We start from the raw sequence: 20,101 nt of genomic DNA, 5'->3' as shown, positions 1-20,101 counted from the left end.
TCATCAGTAAAAATTCTTGATCCAGCTGGCGAGCCAGCCGACAAACCGCTCCCGATAAGGCCGTTTTTCCCACTCTTCATAGGAAACGCGGCGGGAGTGATCGAGATCCTCCTGGAAGACCTCCTCCAACCGCCCCGCCACCTCCCGGTCGTGGAAATTCAGGTTAAACTCGTCGTTGAGCGAAAAAGAGCGGTTGTCGAAGTTGGTGCTCCCGATCGACCCCCAGATCCCGTCGGCGACCATCGCCTTGGCATGGATGAAAGTCGGCTGATATTCATAAATCTTGACCCCCGCCTTCAGCAGCTTTCCATAGCCGTTTCGGCTCAACTGATAGAGAAAATAGTTGTCGTTGTATTTACCGGGGAGGACGACCCGGACATCGACCCCCCGCTGAACCGCTTGGATTAACCGCTCCTGAAGCAGATCATCCGGAAGAAAGTAGGCGGTGGTGATGTAGAGGGTCCGCTCCGCCGCGGAGAGGGTAAGGAGGTAGAGCATGTAGACCTCGGAGCTCGACTCCATTGGGGAGCTTCGAATCCCCTGTGCTTGGACCGGGCCGACCGCTTCCAGCGGATGGAAGTAGATGTTCCCCACCAACATCGTCCCGGTCGCCTCCATCCAATTTTCAGCAAACGCCGCTTGCAGATAATGGACGACCGGGCCCTCGACGACGACGCAGGTCTCCCGCCAATGGTCGGGATCTTGCGCATGGCCGGCCCACTCCTGGCCGATCCCGATTCCTCCGGTGAAGCCGATTTTCCCATCGACGACCAGGATTTTACGATGGGTTCGATAATTATACTGAGGAAACTTATACCATCTCAGCGGACGAAACCACGACAAATGGACCCCGGCCTCTCTCATTTTGACGACGTTCTTCTCATCCATCGCCTTCGCCCCTTGAGAGTCGAGAAGGAGGTAAACCGGTATCCCTTCCCGCGCGCGCTGGGCAAGGATCTCTGCAAATTCATCGGCAATCTGGCCTCGCCAATAAACATAGCTCACGAAGGTAATGCTCTGCTTGGCCCCTCGGATCGCCTTCAACATGGCGGGAAAGAACTCATCCCCGTTGAGCAGAACACGGACGCGATTCCCTTTGAGGATCGGAGCCCCGGTATAGGCTTCTAAAGTATTAAAAAAAACGGGATGAGAGAGGGGGAAGGGATCTTGATCGAGACGCTTCGGAACGGCACCGCAGGAAATTAAAATCAGGCCGAGGAGACAGATCAAGATCAGTCGGGTCTTCTGGTAGAGCAAAGGGGAGAGCAAGGTGCGTTTGTTCAGCGGGTCGGCCATTTGTATTTCTATTTTAACGATTTTCTGTTTTTCGATGCAAGAGAATGTCGATCGACCCCGGCCGGTCGCGCACTTCATCGATGCCGAGGAGAATCATTCCCAAGACAAGCGGAACGAAAAAATAGACCAATCGATAGAGAAGAAGGGCGGGGAAGAGCGCCGATGCGGCGATCTCTTGACCGAGCACCGCCAAGAGGGTCGATTCAAAAACGCCGATGCCGCCGGGAGCATGCGTCAGAATCGCCACGACCTCTCCGATAAAATAGGCGGTCAACAGCGTTAGAAATGAGACCGTCCGAGACGGGAGAAGGAGGTACAAGACCCCCAACGTGGCAAGAACGTCCACCGCGCCGAGCACTACTTGAGAGAGGGCGATCGACAGGGGGGGAAGGTGCCAGACATGGTTTCGGAACCGGATCGTTTTGTGGGGCTGGCTGCAAATGAGAAGATAGAGAAGCAAGACCGCCCAGAGCGCTATGCCGAAGGCAGGGAGGAGCGGTCCCCGCAGAAAGGAGATAATTTCGGTTCTCGGCGGGAAGAAAAGAAGGGCGAGCCCGCCCCAAAAGAAAAAACCACAAAGAAAGGTGGTGGTATTGAATAAAACCAGCTTTGAGATCTCGACCAGCGTCATCCCCCACCGGGAGTAAAAACGATATCGCAACGAACCGCCGGTCAGCCAGCTGATCCCGAGATTTTTGCTGATGGCATAGGAGACAAACGCAGCGAATGCGACTTTCGGATAAGGCAAGCTCTTTTCGAGAAAGCGAAGCGACAACCGGTCATAGCCGGTGAGGATCAGGTAGCTGAGCGCGGTCGCCAGGAGCGCCAGAACAATTTGGACCGGACTCAGCGCGTGGAGGTAAGCGAGACCGTCGGAGATCGAAAGGGTCCGAAGCTGTCGATAGAGGAAAAAGAGCGCAAAGAGGAGGGCGACCAGACCGATGATCGTATTGATCCAATTTTGTGTTGCCGACTTCAATCCTCTCCCTCTCTACGGGTGAAAAAGACGCGCCGCGCTCGTCCAATCTATCCATTCTGACATGAATCAGCAGAGAAAAACGAGGGGGGGCGACCTCGGCGTGACGACCACACCGGTTGTATTCGGCATTAAAATGGTTAAAATTATGGAAGGAAAATGACGACGCTCAACGAACCGCGATTTATCATCGATACCAATGTCGGCCATCTGGTCCGGAAGTTGCGGATGCTCGGATATGACACCCTTTTCATCAACCCGGTCGAGGATGCGGAGTTGGTCCGGATCGCCGAAGCCGAGGGCCGGATCGTGCTCAGCAGCGATCGTCGGCTGTTCGAGCGAAGCGGGTTGAGGTCCGGACGGATCCGAGGACTCCTCCTCGACAACTATCAAGATCATGGCGCCCAGCTTCACCGGATCGTCGACACCTTTGGGCTGAACGGCGCCCTCTCATTTGTCCGCTGCCTCGAATGTAACACCCTTTTCGTTTCGCGGTCGAGAGAGGAGGCCAGAGGACAGGTTCCTTCCTATGTTTACCAAACCCGCTCCACCTTTGTTTATTGCCCCCGCTGCAATCAATTTTTCTGGGAGGGAGAGCATGTGAAGCGGATGCGGCGGCTCATCGGGCAGCTGGAGCGTCGCCTGAATAAGACCAAAGAGGGGTAATCCCGATCAGGACCGATAGAGTCGATTCCGTTGTTCCAGGTCCCGGGGGTCGGGCGGAAGGGCATAATTCTTCTGAATCTCTGCGATATGGGCGAGACAATTCAGACTGAGGGCGCGGTCACCACGCCGCTCGTAAACCTGGGCGAGTCCACGGAGCGCTTCGGCCTCACCGGCCGGGTCTCCGAGCCGATTAAAATGGGTTGCGGCAAAGTTAAAACAATTCTCGGCTGAACGATCTTTCTCGAGCTGAAAATAAATGCGGCCTAGTTGTCCCCAGGTGGCGGCCAGGCCGGCTTCGTGGCCGGTCTTCTTGTGCAGATCGATCGCTTTTTTGAATAGATCAACCGCCGCCTCCAGATGCCCCAGGGTCTGCTCCAGGAGGCCGAAGTTGCTGTATAACGCCGCGGAAGCGACCTCATCGGCCCCCTCGCGCAGACGGTCAGATGCCTCGAGATAATAGGCCCGCGCTCGGTCGACCTCCCCTTCTTCACGGGAGAGGTTGCCGAGGTTGACCAAGGCCTGTCCGACGACCTTCGGATCGGGCGCTTGCCGGTCGAGCGAGAGGACTTCTTGATAGGACGCTCGCGCGGCAACTCGGTCGCCGAGGGCGGCGCAGGCGTTGCCCAGATTCAACAGGATCGCCTGGATCTGATCGGGCGCTCCCTTCGGACGGCCTTCCTCCAATGCCTGCTCAAAGCAGCGACGCGCTCCCTCAAAATGGCCGCGATGAAGAAAGATCATTCCCTGAAGAAAAACACCCGAATGCTCTCTCTCGGATGTCATTTCCGGTTCCATGGCTCCTACAAACCCGAATTGATCTGAACTGGGTATATCACTTCCGATAGAGGGGTGTCAACGCCGCGCCGAATATTCATACCTTATAGGTATTATAACAAATGAGGGGCCGATTAAATTTACACGAAAGAGCTTGACAGCTTGTTTTGAATTCGCTAGGATAATATCCAACACGAAGACGTGTATTGACGAAGACGTCCCACCTCGAGCGCTATCTTGGGGTGGGACGTCTTGTTTTTGTACCCCCGGCGTCCGTTCTATCGACTTCACGGGCCCGCCCTATTTGGGAAAGGACGCCCTATGGGAGGAGGAGTTTAATGGCCATCGAATCACGGCTTTCCAGCGCGCTGATCGGCCGCAGCCCGGTCATGCGGGATATCTATAAAGAGCTGATCAGGGTCAGCCATAGCAAGGCGACCGCCCTCTTGCGCGGCGAAAGCGGAACCGGCAAAGAGCTGATCGCCAAGTTAATCCACGAAAACAGCCCTCGCGCCGACAAGCCGTTTATCAAGGTCAATTGCGCCGCCCTTCCCGAGACATTGTTGGAGAGCGAGCTTTTCGGCCATGAAAAGGGGGCCTTCACCGGCGCCATCCAGACGCGAAAGGGACGATTCGAGCTGGCCGACGGTGGAACGATTTTCTTGGATGAAATCGGCGACCTGCCGATTTCCGTTCAAGTAAAGTTATTGCGGGTGCTGCAGGAGATGGAATTCGAGCGGGTCGGCGGGGTGGAGACGATCTCGGTCGATGTCCGCGTCATTGCCGCCACCCACCGTCTGCTGGAAAATGCAATTCTGGAAGGAACCTTTCGCCAAGATCTCTATTATCGCCTCAATGTGGTTCCGATCCATCTGCCTCCGCTTCGGGAGCGGCGGGAGGATATCCCCCTGCTCATTGAGCATTTTCTCGAAAAGTTCAATAAGGAAAACGACAAAAAAGTTTATCTTTCCGAGGAGGTGAGCCAGCTCCTTGTTCAATATGACTGGCCGGGGAATGTTCGGGAGCTGGAGAATTGTATCGAACGGCTGGTGGTGCTGGCGGAAGAGGAGTCGGTCACGTTTAGGACGATTCCACCGGCCATTCAGAACTATTTTAACGACATCAAGACGGTGACCCCGCCGACCGGATCGATCAAACACTCCTCTTTCAGCGAGCGGATGCAGGGGATGGAGCAGGAAGCCCTACGAAAAGCGCTTGAACGATCGGGCTGGGTGCAGGCCAAGGCGGCGCGTCTCCTCGGGATGACGCCACGGCAGGTTGCCTATAAAATTAGAAAGTACCGTCTCTTTCCGGACAACACGTTTTGAGTGAAACATACAAATTTGTCGCAAATACGACAAAAGCGTCATGATTCGGACCAAACTGAGGAATCGCCCCGATGCCAGGGAGTTATAAATACAGGTTTTTTATGATTTCTCCAGGTAAACCGACTCTGGCACATGGCTTGCTCTTTAGATAAATAAATCAAGACCGACTACATCGATGTAATCGTGCAAAGGCTGGCAAAGGCGCCGCCGGTGGATAGCCAAAATCCTCCTGCGGCGCCTTTTTTTTTAATCAGAGCAATACGGTAGCGAAGTTCAAACTACGATGACGTAAGTAACAAGGCAGGCAAGGGCGCCGCCGGATATTTTATCCAGCGGCGCTTTTTTTTGACCATGACACTCAAACTCAGGAGGAACCCTCGGAATGAAACAGAGAATCGTGTGGAGTTGGGCAATCGCAATACTGATGTTGATCGGCGGGAATGTCTTTGCAGAAGATACCGGGAAGGAAGTGACCGATCGTCTCAAACAGCTCGAGGAGCGGATGGGCGTGGTTGAAAAAGGCGCCTCCTCGATCAGCATCAACGGTTTTGTCGACACCTACTATAGCTATAACTTCAACAAGCCCGACTCCAATATGAACAAGATCGGCGCCGCCATCAGCAACTTCGACATCTATCACAATGACTTCAGCATCAATCTGGCCGAGCTGGTCTTCTCCAAAACGCCGACCGACAGCTCGCCGGTCGGATTCCGGGTCGATCTCGATTATGGGTCGACGACGGAGCTGGTCCACTGTGGCACCCCGTCGTGCCCGGGAGGCGCCGCTGAAGAACCGTTCAAGAACATTCAACAAGCCTATGTCACCTGGGCGACCCCAATTCATCTAACCCTGGATCTGGGAAAATTCGTCACCCACATGGGGGCCGAAGTCATCGAGTCGAAAGACAACTGGAATTACACCCGAGGCCTTCTCTTCTGCTGCGCCATCCCCTACTACCATGCCGGACTGCGAGTCAACTATGCGATCTCCGACATGCTGTTTGTGAATGCCTATCTTCTAAATGGCTGGAATGACGTGGTCGAGACAAACAACATGAAAACCTTCGGCGCGCAGATCGGAATCACTCCGATCAAGCAGGTTCCGATTGTTTTGAATTGGATCGGGCCCGAGCAATCGACCGCGGGCGGCTTCGAGGGTCGACAGGTTTACGATGCGATCGTCTCCTTCCTTCCGACCGATTCGCTCTCCTTCATGGTGAACTACGACTATGGGAAGCAAGATCCGATCGGCGGCGGGAGCAGCATGAAGTGGACCGGTGTCGCCGCTTATGCCCGCTGGGCGGTCGATCCGTGCGCGATCGCGCTTCGGTACGAATGGACCAATGATAAAGACAATGTCATGTACGGAGCGAACACCTTGGGCAACGGAATCACCACCGGCCCCAAGGTTCAAGAGGTCACGGTTACAGGGGAACACAAAGTGGCCGGGAATCTGCTCGTTCGGCTGGAATACCGACACGATATGGCGGATAAAGAAATTTTCGAAAAAGAAGGGGCTACCTTCGAGAAGAGCCAAAACCGGGTCGTTCTCGGTGCCATTTATAGCTTCTAAACTAAGACAGAATCGTTTACTTTAATTCGGAATAGGAGGAGATAAATGAAGGGTTTCAAGAAAGTCAGTTGGATTGGATTCGGAATATTCACGGCGCTGGTCTTGTCTCTCTCGCTGCCTGTTTGGGCGGAAGAGGCCGCCGCGCCCCCCGCGCCCGCAGGGGCTCCGGCGGTGGCGGCGGATGCCGCTCCTGGAGCGCCGGCCGCACCGGCGGCTCCCCCGAAGGTCGATACCGGCGACACCGCCTGGCTCCTCGCCTCTTCGGCGCTGGTCCTTCTGATGACCCCCGGGCTCGCCCTCTTCTACGGCGGGATGGTCCGGACGAAAAACACCCTCAGCACCATGATGCAGAGCTTCATTCTGATCTGCTTGATCAGCGTGCAGTGGGTGCTCTGGGGCTACTCTCTCTCTTTCGGCCCCGACAAAGGGGGACTCATCGGAGGGCTGGAGTGGCTGGGACTCAATGGGGTAGGGCTGGAGCCGAATCCCGACTATGGCGCGACCGTGCCGCACCAGGCCTTCATGATCTTCCAGGCAATGTTCGCCATCATCACCCCGGCGCTGATCACCGGCGCCTTCGCCGAAAGAATGAAGTTTTCCGCCTTCTTTGTCTTCTCGCTCCTCTGGGCGACCTTGGTTTATGATCCGCTGGCGCACTGGGTGTGGGGGGTCGGCGGCTGGATGCGCAACATGGGTGCGCTTGATTTCGCCGGCGGCACCGTCGTTCACATCAGCTCCGGCGTCTCTGCGCTGGCCGCGGCCCTCTATATGGGGAAGCGGGTCGGTTATGGAAAAGACCCGATGCCGCCGCATAACCTGCCGACGGTCGTCCTCGGCGCCGGAATTCTCTGGTTCGGTTGGTTCGGGTTCAACGCCGGGAGCGCCGTCGCCTCCGGGTCTCTCGCAACCTCCGCCTTCGTGGTGACCAATACCGCGGCGGCGATGGCGGCGCTCACCTGGATGTTCATCGAGTGGGCCCACAAAGGGAAACCAACGGTGTTGGGTGCGGTCAGCGGCGCGGTCGCTGGATTGGTCGCCATCACACCGGCCTCCGGTTTTGTCGGTCCGCTCCCTTCTTTGCTCATCGGGATCGGCGGTGGAGCGGTTTGCTACTTCGGCGCGATGATCCTCAAGAACATGATCGGTTATGATGACTCACTCGATGCGTTTGGGGTTCACGGTCTCGGCGGTACTTTCGGAGCATTGGCCACCGGTCTCTTTGCCAGCAAGGCGATCAACTCGGCCGGCGCGGATGGTCTTTTCTTTGGGAATCCAAAACAGCTGACGATCCAGGCGATTACGGTGGTGGCGACCTGGGCTTTCTCTTTCGTCATGACGATGATCCTGCTGAAGCTGGTTGATGCAACCATCGGGCTGCGTGTCTCGAAAGAGGCGGAGATCGCCGGGCTCGATATCAGCGAGCACGACAATTCGGCTTATCCCGAATTCGCCGTCAGCATGGTCTCCACCTCGGCTGAAATGAGCGTCTCTTATGCCGCACCGAAGCCGAAATCGTCAGAAAAAAGCGCTGAGAAGGTTTTGCGTTAAGGGGAGGAGAGCAATGAAAAAAATCGAGGCGGTGATCAAGCCGTTTAAATTGGAAGAGGTCAAAAAAGCCCTCTCGGACATCGGGATCTACGGAATGACCGTCAGCGAGGTCAAGGGGTTCGGTCGGCAGAAAGGCCACAAGGAGCAGTATCGCGGGGCCGAGTATACGATCGAGTTTGTCCCAAAGATCAAGCTGGAGATCGCCATTTCCGATGACGAGGAGGAAAAAGTGGTCGCCACCATCATGGCAGCGGCCAAAACCGGCAGCATCGGCGACGGAAAGATCTTCGTCACCACATTGAGCGAGGCCGTCCGAATCCGGACAGGAGAAACCGGAGAGGCCGCGCTTTAACGAAGGCACCAGGAGGCGGGGTGAGACTTTACCCCGCCTCTTTTTTAAAAAAAGACCCCTTAGGAACAAGCCACCGGGTAACACCGCTTGGATAAACTCAACCTGGGAGTATTGATGACCCATTCAAAACCGAGTTAGTAGAACGAAGACCACAGAGTAACACACCCGCTCTCCCTCCTCTGCTGCGCCCCCCCCTACTGCTGCGCCGGATCGCGAGTGAATCACATTTCATGGCTCGGTCTACAGCCCAAAACCCGAGGGGCCTGTCATCCCGGAGTAGTTTAAGATTTAAGACGCAGTCAATCATCCGTAATAGGAGGAGGGAAAATGAAAATAAGTAAAAGATTAAAAGCAGTGATGACCGCTCTACTTTTGGCGGCCTCGATTTCCTTCACGCCCATTTGGGCTGAAGAGACCGGAACCGCCCCGCCGGCGGCACCCCCTGCGCCGGCGGCGACAGCCGCAGCGCCGGAGGCAGCCCCTGCACCTCCCCCCGCACCCGACCCGAACGGATCCAACACCGGCGGCATCGGAGACGTCACTGCAAAGGTTCCCGGCAAACCAACCTTAGAGGAGGTCGCCGCCGAGACGGGACATACCAAAGTCGCCGTCAATATGATGTGGACCTTGATCACCGGATTCCTCGTGATGTTCATGCAATGCGGGTTCGCGCTGGTGGAGACCGGCTTCACCCGTGCCAAGAATGTGGCTCACACCATGGGGATGAACTTCATGGTTTATGCCGTCGGGATGACCGGCTTCTGGATCATGGGCTTCGCGCTCATGTTCGGCGGTGTCGGGGCGCTCGGCACCTTGGGAAGCACCCCGCTTCTCGATTCCGAATTTACCATTAACCTGTTTGGAAAAACCTTTGGTCTCTTCGGGCACAAAGGGTTCTTCCTCTCCGGAGCGACCTACGATGTCGCCATCTTTACGATGTTTCTCTTCCAGATGGTCTTCATGGACACCGCCGCGACGATTCCGACCGGCGCGATGGCCGAACGATGGAAATTTCTTCCTTTCGTCGTCTTCGGCTTCTTCATCTCGATGGTCACCTACCCGATTTATGGAAACTGGGTCTGGGGGGGCGGCTGGCTCTCACAACTGGGAGCGAATTTCGGTTTGGGTCATGGGGCGGTTGACTTTGCCGGCTCGGGAGTCGTCCACATGGTCGGCGGCGTCACCGCGCTGGCCGGGGCGATGATCCTCGGTCCTCGAATCGGAAAATATAATAAAGACGGCAGCGCCAACCCGATCCCGGGCCATCATATCCCGATGGCGATCGCCGGAACGTTTATTCTCGCCTTTGGGTGGTTTGGGTTTAATCCGGGCAGCACCCTCGCCGGAACCGATCTTCGGATCTCGGTCGTCGCGGTCAATACGATGCTTGCTTCGGCCTCCGGGGCGCTCGTTGCGATGATCTACATGTGGACCAAATATGGAAAACCCGATCCCTCTATGATGGCCAATGGAATGCTCGCCGGATTGGTGGCGATTACCGCGCCCTGCGCTTTCGTCACCGCCGGTTCAGCCTTCCTCATCGGAGCCATCGCAGGCCTGCTTGTCTGCATCGCGGTCTTCTTCGTTGAACGGACATTGAAAATCGATGATCCGGTCGGCGCCATCTCCGTCCATGGGGTCTGCGGGGCGTTCGGCGTTCTTTCCGTCGGCATCTTCGCAGACGGAACCTATGGAGACGGCCTGAATGGGGTAAAAGGAACCGTAAAAGGAATCCTTTATGGGGATGGCGGGCAACTGTTGGCGCAGTCGATCGATCTCATTGCCAACTTCGTCTTCATCTTCGTCGCCTCGTACGCCTTCTTTAAGCTGGTCGATTTGACGATCGGGAACCGGGTCTCTCCTGAGGTGGAGCTCGAAGGACTCGATATTCCGGAAATGGGGGTGGTTGGTTATCCCGAGTTCAGCTTATCGCACCTCTCCGCTTCCGCTCCTCCGTCGGAGCCTTCTATTACGAAAAAACCGATGAAGAAGGAGGAAGTATTGCGGTAAAGCGTTCATCGCCAGAGTGGTAGAACGGTATCAGGGCGATGGGAGGTTTAGGTTTTCTCCTCCCATTGCCCTTTGCCATCTGACATCATCAGCTCCGGATCAAAAGAGGGGATGCAATGCAAGAGTGGGTTCGGATGACAAGCTTAAATGAGCTTCCGTTGGGCACCGGGAAAAAGGTTTCGATGAACGGGAAAGACTTCGCTGTCTTTCATCTGAGCCTTGGGCTTTTTGTATTGGACAATCATTGCCGCTATCGCGATGGCGATCTCGGCCAAGGGAAGATTCAAGGCCAAACCGTGATCTGCACTCAACACGGATGTCGATTCAATATTGTTTCAGGCGAATGTCTCGATAATAAAGATATTCAGCTTGGGACCTACCGGGTCAAGACGACCGACCAGGAGATCTTCGTTCAGATCTATTAAATGGTCTTTTATCGATGGAGACGACGATGAAAAAGGTAGAGGCAATCATCAAACCTTTCAAATTGGAAGAGGTCAAGAAGGCCCTTTCGGATATCGGCATTTATGGAATGACGATCACAGAGGTGAAAGGGTTCGGCCGTCAAAAGGGCCATAAAGAGCAATATCGGGGGGCCGAATATACGATCGAATTCGTCCCGAAGATTAAGGTGGAGATTGCCCTCTCCGATGACGAAGAGGAGAAGGTGGTCGCCACGATCATGGCCGCCGCCAAAACCGGAACCATCGGCGATGGAAAGATCTTCGTCACCCCCTTGGGCGAGGCGGTCCGGATTCGAACGGGAGAAACCGGCGAGGCCGCCCTTTAAGATCAGACAGGTGGGAATGCTTCAGATTCTGAAAGGGCGGAGGGATTGATCGACCCCCTTCGCCCTTTCGTCCCTTTCGCAGAGTCGCATAGTAAAGACGGGATAAAAGATGGTCTTTGGGTTCGCTCTCATTCTCTCGATGATCTTGATCCCGCAGGCGGCTTTCGCCGCCGGGAGCGGCGAAGGGAGCGGCCCGCCGCTCTGGATGGCGCTGCCGTTCGTTCTTCTGCTGGCCGCGATCGCGCTTGGCCCGACGGTGGGACAGCGATGGTGGGGAAAATATTATCATGCCTTCTCCTTTGCATTGGTCGGCCTCGTCGTTTTATTTTACCTTCCCTCTCCGGACGGGGCGCGTCCGCTGCTGCACGCCGCCTCCGACTATCTCTCCTTCATCATTCTGATCGGCGCGCTCTTTGTGATCAGCAGCGGCATCTGGATTCAGATCAATCGTCCGGCAACCCCGCTCCTCAACACCCTCCTCCTTCTCTCCGGCGCGCTCTTGTCGAATCTGCTCGGGACGACCGGCGCGTCGATGCTCCTGATCCGTCCCTACCTCTCGATCAACCGGGGACGCCTGCACGGCTACCACCTCGCCTTTTTTATTTTCATCGTCAGCAACATCGGCGGCCTCCTCACCCCGATCGGAGACCCTCCGCTCTTTCTCGGCTATCTCAAAGGGATTCCCTTTTTCTGGGTGGTCCGGGCCGTTTGGCCGATCTGGCTCTGGGCAATCGGGTTCCTCCTCACCCTCTTCTTCCTGATCGATTTGACCGCCGCGCGCCGGGCCGCCCGCCTCGGTCTCGTACCGGAAACCCGAGTGACGGAACCGCTTCGGATCGAGGTCGTCGGGAAACACCAATTTTTACTCTTGGCGATCATCATCGGAGCGATCTTCCTGGAGAGCCCGATTCGAGAAGGGATCATTCTGGCCGCCGCCGCTCTGTCATACTCGACCGCCTCGAACCAGGCCTACGAAGGAAACCAGTTTTCCTTCGCCCCCCTCAAGGAGGTCGCCATTCTCTTCTTCGCCATCTTCACCACCATGGCGCCGGCGCTGGAGTGGCTCTCCGCCCATTCCGGCGAGTTGGGTCTGGTGCAGCCGGGCCATTTTTTCTGGGGGAGCGGTCTCCTCTCTTCGGTCCTGGACAATGCCCCGACCTATCTTAATTTCTTTACCATCATTTCGGGGCGCCACCCGACCTCCACGCTGGAGGCCCTCCTCGTCTCCAACGGGATTTTCATTCAAGCGATCTCCGTCGGATCGGTTTTTTTTGGTGCGAACACTTACATAGGCAATGGACCCAATTTCATGGTAAAATCGGTTGCGGAACAGGCCGGAATGATTCCGCCGACCTTCATGGGATATATGGTTCGCTATGCCTTCCCGATCTTGGTTCCCCTATATCTCTTCATCTGGATTCTCTTCTTTCGAGGCGTCTGAGTTGAACCGATTCCACATTTGTTTCCCACATTAAGAAGAGAACGGTTGAAAGGAGAGATGGATCCGTCCCCCAATATACTCAATGATCTTCGGAGCCATTTTCTAGAAAAACAGAAGGAGATCCGCGCCTTTCACAATCAAGGCGGGGCCGGTCTGCGGGTGGTCGAAGCCCTCTCCGATTTGGCGGATCATCTTCTGTTAAGAGGCTTCCAAACGATCAATCCGACGCTCGTCCAGGAGTGGGGAGGGGCGATGGTGCCGATCGGCGGTTACGGCCGCCGAGAGCTCTCGCCGGCCTCCGACATCGATCTGATGTTCCTCTTCCCGGAAGGCCGGCCGCTGCAGGCAGGAAAGCTCGCCTCCGAGCTCCTCCCCTTTTTTTGGGATCTCGGATATAAAATCGGCCACAGCGTTCGGAACGTAGAAGAGTGCATCGCCGCCGCGAAACAGGACCCTCTCATCGCCACCTCGCTTCTGGAATCGCGCCTTCTCACCGGCGACCGGGCGCTCTTCCAACAGTTTCATGAAGCGTTCTTCTCCAAGGTGGTCGGAAAAAATTTAAAGGGATTTCTGGCCGCCCTCAATGAGGGAAGAGAGGCCGGTCGGAAGGAGTTCGGCGCGACCCCCTATCTGTTGGAGCCGAACTTAAAACAAAGCCCCGGCGGGCTGCGGGACATTCACCACCTTCGCTGGGTGGCGCTCGCCCGGTACCGGACCAATTCGCTTGCACAGCTCTTTCAGTGGGGGCTCCTCTCCAATGCGGAATATTCGAGCCTGACCACCGCGCTCGACTTCCTCTGGCGCATTCGAAATCAGCTTCACTTTCAGGCGGGAAAAGCCTCGGATCATTTGACGATGGAACTGCAGGAAGAGCTCGCCCCGTTCTTTCATTTCGAAAACCGACGCGATCTGATGCGGCAATATTACATCCTGACCGGATGGGTGATCGAAATTTCCGACCGGTTTATCCGGGACGCCTTTCCGGCCAGCCGGTGGAATAAATGGCGTCGGACCTGGCAGACCCGCCAGGTCGCCCCCGGCTTTCAGCTCGTCTCCGAGGAGATCGTCCCGCAGGCGGAGAACCTCTTTCAATTTTTCGCGAAGGATGAAAACCTCTTTCAGATTTTCCTCCTCGCCAAAGAGCATCATGCCCGAATCCCCGGCCCGATCCTCGAAGTGCTGCACCAGGTGGCCGAACAGGAGCGGGACCGGCCGGTCTCGCCCGAAGGGGCCCAACGCTTCCGAAGCATTCTTGCCAGGCCGGGCGGAATCGCCGACACGCTGCGTCTGATGCACCGGACGCATGTTCTCTGGCGGATCATCCCGGAGTTCGGCCGGATCAACCGCCTGGTCCAGGAGAGCCGATCCCATTTCTTCACCGTCGATGAGCACAGCTTCCGTGCTGTGGAAGAGGCGGAGCGGCTGGCCGCCGAGAGCGGACCGATCGGGAAGATCTACGCCGGAATTCAGCGGAAAGATCTCCTCCACCTCGGCCTTCTTTTGCACGATGTCGGCAAGGGGCGGCCGGAAGATCATAGTGAAATCGGGGCGACAATCGCCGAGGCGGTCGGCACACAGCTCGGTTATACCGAAGATGATCGATCCCTGCTGATCTTTTTGGTCCGCCGTCACCTGATTCTCTCCGAGGTGGCCCTCTATCGCGATTTTTCCAATGAACCGATTCTTTTGCAATTTGCCAAAGAGGTGGCCCGACCGGAGACGCTGAAGAAGCTCTTTATCTTGACCTGCGCCGACATCCGGGCGGTCGGCCCCGGCACCTGGACCACCTGGAAGGGAGAGCTGCTGCTGAAACTCTACCAAGAGGCGATCTCGATCCTGGCTGGCGAGGCGTCCGATCCGGAAGATCAAAAAACCGCCGCCATCTTGACCCGGCTCCGCCAGGAGGCAAAAGGAAAATATCCGGAGGTCTGGCTGGAGGAGACGCTCGCCGCCTTGACCCCCCGCTATCTTCTGGCGACGCCGTTTGAAAAAGTTTTGGTCGATCTCTCCGCTTTTTTTCACCTGCTGATCGATCCGATCCATGTCGGGGCGCGCCCTCTGCCCGAGCTGGGGATGACGGAGTATACCCTCTATACCTATGACCAGATCACGCCGGGCCTCTTCTCCAAGATGACCGGGGTCTTGGCCGCAAAAGGGCTCCAGATTATGGCGGCGCAGGTCTTCACACAGACCAACGGCTTTGTCGTCGACACCTTTCAAGTGATCGACCCGGACTATACCGGAGCGGTGCCGCCCGAGCGGGTCGAGACGATCTCACAGGAGGTCCGCAACGTCCTGACCGGCAAGGAGACGATTGCAAAGCTCTTTGCCCGAGGGGAGCGATTTCGCCTGCAGAAGAGCCGGCCGCCGGCCGTGTCGGTGCGGGTGGAGCTCGACAACGACAGCTCGCATCACTTTACCATCATCGATATTTTTGCCCCCGACCGGAGGGGCCTTCTTTATGCCATCGCCAAGACCCTCTTCGACCTGGAGCTCTCGGTCCACTCGGCGAAGATCGCCACCCGACTCGATCAGATCGTCGACGTATTTTACGTACAAGGTCCCGATCATGGGAAGATCACCGACCCGGAGCAAATCCATGCGGTGAAAGAGCAACTCACGCTGGAGATCGAGCAGGTTTTTTCAATTAAGGAAGGAAAGTAACTAAGCGTCAAACCCAGAGGAGGAATGATGGCAATCGATCAAAAAAAGGGAATTCAAGGACTTCTCGTTTTATTTTTTTTAATCACTTTAATCGGGTTCACTCCGGCCTTCTCTTCCGCCGAAGAGGCGCCCGCACCTCCGGCGGCGACCCCGGCACCGCCTTCCTCTACACCGGCCGCTCCGGACGCCGCCGCGCCCCCGAAAGTCGATACCGGCGACACTGCCTGGCTCCTCGCCTCTTCGGCGCTGGTTCTTCTGATGACCCCCGGGCTCGCCCTCTTCTACGGCGGGATGGTCCGGACCAAAAATGTGTTGGGGACGTTCATGCAGAGCTTCATCTTGATCTGTGTAATCAGCATCCAGTGGGTGCTCTGGGGTTATTCTCTCTCCTTCGGCCCCGACCAAGGAGGGGTCATCGGGAGCCTGGCCTGGCTGGGGCTCAATGGGGTGGGGCTGGAGCCGAATCCTGATTACGGCGCGACCGTGCCGCACCAGGCCTTCATGATCTTCCAGGCGATGTTCGCCATTATTACGCCTGCGCTGATCACCGGCGCCATCGCCGAGCGGATGAAGTTCTCCGCCTTTTTGGTCTTCTCGCTTCTCTGGGCGACCTTGGTTTATGATCCGCTGGCGCACTGGGTGTGGGGGGTCGGCGGGTGGATGCGCAACATGGGTGCGCTTGATTTCGCCGGCGGCACCGTCGTTCACATCAGCTCCGGCGTCTCTGCGCTGGCCGCGGCCCTCTATATGGGGAAGCGGGTCGGCTATGGAAAAGATCCGATGCCGCCGCATAACCTGCCGATGACGGTCCTCGGCGCCGGGATTCTCTGGTTCGGTTGGTTCGGCTTTAACGCCGGAAGCGCCGTCGCCTCCGGGTCTCTCGCAACCTCCGCCTTTGTCGTGACGAATACCGCGGCGGCAGCCGCGGCCCTCACCTGGATGATCGTGGAGTGGTCGCATCGCGGCAAGCCGACCGTGCTCGGCGCCGTCAGCGGCGCGGTGGCCGGATTGGTCGCCATCACACCGGCGTCCGGCTTTGTCGGTCCGATCTCTTCTATTTTTATCGGGATCGGCGGCGGGGCGGTCTGCTATTTCGGTGCGGTGATCCTGAAGAACAAACTCGGCTATGACGACTCCCTCGATGCCTTCGGCGTCCATGGACTCGGCGGCACCTTCGGCGCGTTGGCCACCGGGCTCTTTGCCACAAAAGCGATCAATGCCGCCGGTGCCGACGGGCTCTTCTTCGGAAACCCCAAGCAGCTGATGATTCAGGGAATCACGGTGGCGGCCACCTGGGTCTTCGCCTTCGTCATGACGATGATCCTCCTTAAAATAGTCGATGCAACCATCGGACTGCGCGTCACGCGGGAGGACGAGATCACCGGGCTCGACATGTCGGAGCATGGGGAGACCAGTTACAATCTTTAATTTCTTTCGTTTATAATAGCCTTTTTCTCATCTAAGGAGATGGAGAGATGAAGAAGATCGAAGCGATTATCAAGCCGTTCAAGTTGGAAGAGGTGAAGAAGGCGTTGAATGACGTGGGGATTCTCGGCATGACGGTCACGGAGGTCAAAGGCTACGGCCGACAAAAGGGACACAAGGAGCTCTACCGCGGCGCGGAATATACGATTGAATTCGTTCCGAAGCTGAAGATCGAGATCGCCCTCCCGGAAAAAGATGTCGACAAGGCGGTGGCGACGATTCTTGCCTCCGCTAAAACCGGAAGCATCGGCGACGGGAAGGTCTTCGTGACCGATCTGGAGGTGGCGGTTCGCATCCGAACGGGCGAGAGCGGGGATGCGGCGCTCTAAAAGAAAGTGTGGAATTCGGCGTGCGGAGTGAAAACGGCCTTCATCTATTTATCTTCATTCCGCACTCCGAACGATTTCTACGACGACCCCTCCCTTGATCTCTTCGCGGGGAGGGAGGCATTTCTTCACACGAACGGTCACCGAGGCCACCCGGGGATCTTTTAACACTTTCGCGGCAATCCGCTCGGCGAGGGTCTCGATCAGGTGAACTTGGCTCTCCCGTCCGATCCGTGCGATCTCTCCGGAGAGCCGATCGTAGTCGATCGTCGCTTCAAGGCGATCCGCCTCGGCGGCCCGCTTTAAATCGCAGCGCATCTCCACGTCGACCGACAGACGCTGGCCGATGGTCCGCTCTTCTTGCGTCACCCCGCAGTGGCCGTGAAACTCTATTTGATGGATAATCAGTTTGTCCATTTATCTGTGGGGGCCCGTCCGGCAAGTGATAAAGAAAGGGTCCTCCGATGCCCCCACACCCCGCGGCTCGCACCGGCAAAGCCGGCTGCTCGCCTTTGTTGTTTTTGGATCCGGGTTTTCAGGAAGCCTGCTTCCTGGAAGACTGATAGCGGCAGCCACACATTCCATTCACAATTTTCGGCGCTCTCTCTAATTAATCGACGGGGAGCTGGATCAGGTGGGAGAGCGGCTTTCCCTCGATGAGATGCTCTCGGACGAGCCGGTCGGCTTCTTTTTCCTCGACATGGCCGTACCAGGTCCCTTCCGGATAGACAACGAGATTCGGGCCGTTGCCGCATTGGCCGAGGCAGCGACAGAGGGTCACCCGGACACTTCTGCGAAGGTGGTGCTTTTCTAAGCTGGTCTGAAGGGTTTGCAGTGTTTCTTCCGCCCCCTGCTGGCTGCAGGTCGGCCCGGTACAGACGAAGAGATGATAAAACATGGGTCCCCCGATTCAGCCGGGTTATAACATACCGACCGGCAAATGTAAACGCCGGTCAGAGCGGGCCGATATCTTTAAAATCTTTAATATTCTCTTTCATAAACTGCTTCAGCTTCTTGATCAGATTTTCTTCGAGCTGGCGAACCCGCTCCTTTGAGATACTGTATTTTTTACCGAACACATCGAGCGTCTTGGGGTGCTCCGATAAGATGCGATCTTGAAGGATCTCCAACTCCCGCGGCTTCAGCGTTTTTGAAAATTCCTTCAGCTTCGCCTGAAAGAGATCCCGGAGCTCATCGTTCGCCAGTCGCTCATCGGCCGGCTCCTGATCCGATGGGAGAATGTTCGCCAGCGTTTCATCCGACTCGGCGCCGACCGGCTCATCCAGAGAATGCTCCCTTCCTCCGAGCCGCTGCTCCATCTCAATAACCTCTTTTTCTTTCACATCGAGTCGGTCTGCCAGAAGTTTGGGGCCGGCTTCGTAACCCATCTTCTCCAACCGCTCCCGCTCCTTAGAAAGCCGGAAGAAGAGTTTTCGTTGCGCCTCGGTGGTGCCGATCCGGACCAGCCGCCAATTCTGAAGGATGTATTTTAAAATATAGGCCCGAATCCACCAGGTCGCGTAAGTCGATACACGGATGTCTTTATACGGATCAAACTTTTTGATCCCTTGCATTAAGCCGACATTCCCCTCTTGAATCAGATCCATGGTGTTGAAGGGGAGATTCTTATACTCCATGGCGATTGAGACGACGAGGCGAAGATGGGAGAGGACCAGCTGCGTGACCGCCTGAAGATCCCCCTCTTCTTTAAATTTAATCGCAAGCCGTTTTTCCTCCTCTCGGCTTAGAAACGGATATTTTCGAACTTCGGCCAGGAATCGCTGAAGGGGATCATAAATCGTGAGCCCCTGCTCCTCCGGCTCGCCGTCGATTTCTGGGATCAGCCCTACTCCGTCCGTCTGATCTATCTCTGCTCCCGGCTCTGCTTCCGGCCCCGGCTCTAGCTCTTCCTCTATATCTTCGATGTCCGACTCTTCCATTTTCGAATCCAATGTAAAACGAAGGGGAAGTATAACAAAAAACAGATCGATAAAAAAGATACTGGGAGGAAATGGTCCCCCCTTGACCTGGAGGAAAGGCGACTTATGTTAAAAACGTGTGGTTCATCAATTTGTAATAAGTTTGGATGAGCCCGCTTCTGAAATGGAAAGGAGAAGAACGATTTAATTGACCCGCCCTGCAGGCGGATTATTGAAAGGAGGAATCTATGGCAATCGCAAAATGGGAACCCCTGAAAGACCTGGTCACATTGCAGGATCGGATGAATCAATTCTTGTCGGATACCCTAAACACGTATGAGACCGAAAACGGACGGACCGTTCAAGACTGGATCCCTGCGGTCGACATTTATGAGGACGCCGATGCGATTCAGCTCCACGCGGAGCTCCCCGGTATGGAGATGAAAGAAATTGAGGTCAAAGTGGCGAACAATCTCCTGGAAATTAAGGGAGAAAAAAAGATCGAGAAGGAAGATAAAAAAGAGCACTACTATCGGATAGAACGGGTGTTCGGCCGATTTGCCCGCTCCTTCCGGCTTCCCGGAACGGTCGATCAGGAGAAAATCAAGGCGAAATATGAAAAGGGTGTCCTCACCCTGACCCTCCCCAAACGCGAAGAGACCAAACCGAGAAGCATCACCGTCGAAGTCCATTAATCTTGTTGAAAGATCGCCCCGTGCCCCGATCGGATCGGCCGGGGCGATCTTTTTGCTTTAAAGATCCAGAAGCGTCTCTTATCATTTCCGCTCATATCGAATTGAACATAAGCGCTGCCGAGATCTCTCCGGCTGCTCTCCTCTTCAGTTTTTCGCTCTCCGTAATCCTGGATCGCATCATCATATATTCCTCTCACTTTATAGGCCCTCGGCACGAATACGCTTTCGGCCATCCAAGGCTTCCGGGAAAACCCCTTA

The 20,101-nt window shown here is 56.2% G+C and carries 20 protein-coding genes; 13 read left to right on the top strand and 7 right to left on the bottom strand.

The features are described 5' to 3' along the window. Positions 1 to 3: 3 nt before the first annotated feature. Positions 4 to 1,296 carry a cardiolipin synthase B gene (locus HY282_10935; protein ID MBI3804262.1) on the bottom strand — a complete coding sequence of 431 codons (1,293 nt, stop codon included), beginning with the start codon at positions 1,294 to 1,296 and terminating at the stop codon, positions 4 to 6. A 13-nt stretch (positions 1,297 to 1,309) separates the two neighbouring features. Then, positions 1,310 to 2,275, bottom strand: coding sequence for a UPF0104 family protein (locus HY282_10930; protein ID MBI3804261.1), 966 nt, complete (start codon positions 2,273 to 2,275; stop codon positions 1,310 to 1,312). A 156-nt stretch (positions 2,276 to 2,431) separates the two neighbouring features. Between HY282_10930 and HY282_10925 the strand changes: the two genes are divergently transcribed. After that, positions 2,432 to 2,938, top strand: coding sequence for a Mut7-C RNAse domain-containing protein (locus HY282_10925; GenBank protein MBI3804260.1), 507 nt, complete (start codon positions 2,432 to 2,434; stop codon positions 2,936 to 2,938). A 6-nt stretch (positions 2,939 to 2,944) separates the two neighbouring features. On the opposite strand, the gene HY282_10920 is transcribed toward HY282_10925, so the two are convergent. After that, entirely contained in the window at positions 2,945 to 3,721 is a 777-nt protein-coding gene (locus tag HY282_10920) for a tetratricopeptide repeat protein (protein ID MBI3804259.1), read from the bottom strand. Positions 3,722 to 4,050: 329 nt separating this feature from the next. On the opposite strand from HY282_10920, the gene HY282_10915 reads away from it, so the two are divergent. The 11 genes from HY282_10915 to HY282_10865 all read left to right on the top strand — a co-directional run bounded on the left by HY282_10915 (position 4,051) and on the right by HY282_10865 (position 17,232). Further along, positions 4,051 to 5,040: a sigma 54-interacting transcriptional regulator gene (locus tag HY282_10915; GenBank protein MBI3804258.1), complete on the top strand. Its 990-nt coding sequence runs from the start codon at positions 4,051 to 4,053 to the stop codon at positions 5,038 to 5,040. 382 nt (positions 5,041 to 5,422) lie between these two features. Continuing rightward, on the top strand, positions 5,423 to 6,613 hold the full coding sequence (locus HY282_10910; GenBank protein ID MBI3804257.1) for a porin: 1,191 nt from the start codon (positions 5,423 to 5,425) through the stop codon (positions 6,611 to 6,613). A 45-nt stretch (positions 6,614 to 6,658) separates the two neighbouring features. Then, positions 6,659 to 8,161, top strand: a complete 1,503-nt coding sequence (locus tag HY282_10905; protein MBI3804256.1) for an ammonium transporter — start codon at positions 6,659 to 6,661, stop codon at positions 8,159 to 8,161. A gap of 13 nt (positions 8,162 to 8,174) precedes the next feature. Beyond that, on the top strand, positions 8,175 to 8,513 hold the full coding sequence (locus HY282_10900; protein MBI3804255.1) for a P-II family nitrogen regulator: 339 nt from the start codon (positions 8,175 to 8,177) through the stop codon (positions 8,511 to 8,513). 357 nt (positions 8,514 to 8,870) lie between these two features. After that, the gene (locus HY282_10895) at positions 8,871 to 10,523 is read left to right on the top strand and encodes an ammonium transporter (protein MBI3804254.1); all 1,653 of its coding nucleotides are present in this window, start codon (positions 8,871 to 8,873) and stop codon (positions 10,521 to 10,523) included. A gap of 116 nt (positions 10,524 to 10,639) precedes the next feature. Further along, positions 10,640 to 10,948 (top strand): nitrite reductase (NAD(P)H) small subunit, encoded by a 309-nt coding sequence (locus HY282_10890; GenBank protein ID MBI3804253.1) that lies wholly within the window; start codon positions 10,640 to 10,642, stop codon positions 10,946 to 10,948. A 26-nt stretch (positions 10,949 to 10,974) separates the two neighbouring features. Further along, positions 10,975 to 11,313, top strand: a complete 339-nt coding sequence (locus HY282_10885) for a P-II family nitrogen regulator (GenBank protein MBI3804252.1) — start codon at positions 10,975 to 10,977, stop codon at positions 11,311 to 11,313. Between the two features lie 109 nt (positions 11,314 to 11,422). Then, positions 11,423 to 12,754, top strand: coding sequence for a sodium:proton antiporter (locus HY282_10880; GenBank protein ID MBI3804251.1), 1,332 nt, complete (start codon positions 11,423 to 11,425; stop codon positions 12,752 to 12,754). Between the two features lie 57 nt (positions 12,755 to 12,811). Next, the gene (gene glnD, locus HY282_10875; GenBank protein MBI3804250.1) at positions 12,812 to 15,418 is read left to right on the top strand and encodes a [protein-PII] uridylyltransferase; all 2,607 of its coding nucleotides are present in this window, start codon (positions 12,812 to 12,814) and stop codon (positions 15,416 to 15,418) included. Positions 15,419 to 15,445: 27 nt separating this feature from the next. Further along, the gene (locus HY282_10870) at positions 15,446 to 16,846 is read left to right on the top strand and encodes an ammonium transporter (GenBank protein ID MBI3804249.1); all 1,401 of its coding nucleotides are present in this window, start codon (positions 15,446 to 15,448) and stop codon (positions 16,844 to 16,846) included. 47 nt (positions 16,847 to 16,893) lie between these two features. Then, on the top strand, positions 16,894 to 17,232 hold the full coding sequence (locus HY282_10865; GenBank protein ID MBI3804248.1) for a P-II family nitrogen regulator: 339 nt from the start codon (positions 16,894 to 16,896) through the stop codon (positions 17,230 to 17,232). 54 nt (positions 17,233 to 17,286) lie between these two features. Here the strand turns inward: HY282_10865 and folB are convergent, their stop codons facing one another. The 3 genes from folB to HY282_10850 all read right to left on the bottom strand — a co-directional run bounded on the left by folB (position 17,287) and on the right by HY282_10850 (position 19,169). Continuing rightward, positions 17,287 to 17,646, bottom strand: coding sequence for a dihydroneopterin aldolase (folB, locus tag HY282_10860; protein MBI3804247.1), 360 nt, complete (start codon positions 17,644 to 17,646; stop codon positions 17,287 to 17,289). Between the two features lie 193 nt (positions 17,647 to 17,839). Further along, the gene (locus tag HY282_10855) at positions 17,840 to 18,127 is read right to left on the bottom strand and encodes a (2Fe-2S) ferredoxin domain-containing protein (protein ID MBI3804246.1); all 288 of its coding nucleotides are present in this window, start codon (positions 18,125 to 18,127) and stop codon (positions 17,840 to 17,842) included. Positions 18,128 to 18,182: 55 nt separating this feature from the next. Further along, positions 18,183 to 19,169 carry an RNA polymerase factor sigma-32 gene (locus HY282_10850; GenBank protein MBI3804245.1) on the bottom strand — a complete coding sequence of 329 codons (987 nt, stop codon included), beginning with the start codon at positions 19,167 to 19,169 and terminating at the stop codon, positions 18,183 to 18,185. 227 nt (positions 19,170 to 19,396) lie between these two features. Here HY282_10850 and HY282_10845 point away from each other — a divergent pair, with 227 nt between their 5' ends. After that, on the top strand, positions 19,397 to 19,843 hold the full coding sequence (locus tag HY282_10845) for an Hsp20/alpha crystallin family protein (protein MBI3804244.1): 447 nt from the start codon (positions 19,397 to 19,399) through the stop codon (positions 19,841 to 19,843). Here HY282_10845 and HY282_10840 read toward each other — a convergent pair. Next, positions 19,840 to 20,076 carry a hypothetical protein gene (locus HY282_10840; GenBank protein ID MBI3804243.1) on the bottom strand — a complete coding sequence of 79 codons (237 nt, stop codon included), beginning with the start codon at positions 20,074 to 20,076 and terminating at the stop codon, positions 19,840 to 19,842. The two genes, HY282_10845 and HY282_10840, sit on opposite strands and share 4 nt — an antisense overlap. Positions 20,077 to 20,101: the final 25 nt, after the last annotated feature.

It is taken from the genome of Candidatus Manganitrophaceae bacterium, assembly GCA_016200325.1.
Lineage (GTDB): Bacteria > Nitrospirota > Nitrospiria > SBBL01 > Manganitrophaceae > Manganitrophus.
Note: the sequence above shows the minus strand (reverse complement) of the source record. Positions and strands in the feature narration are given on the sequence as shown.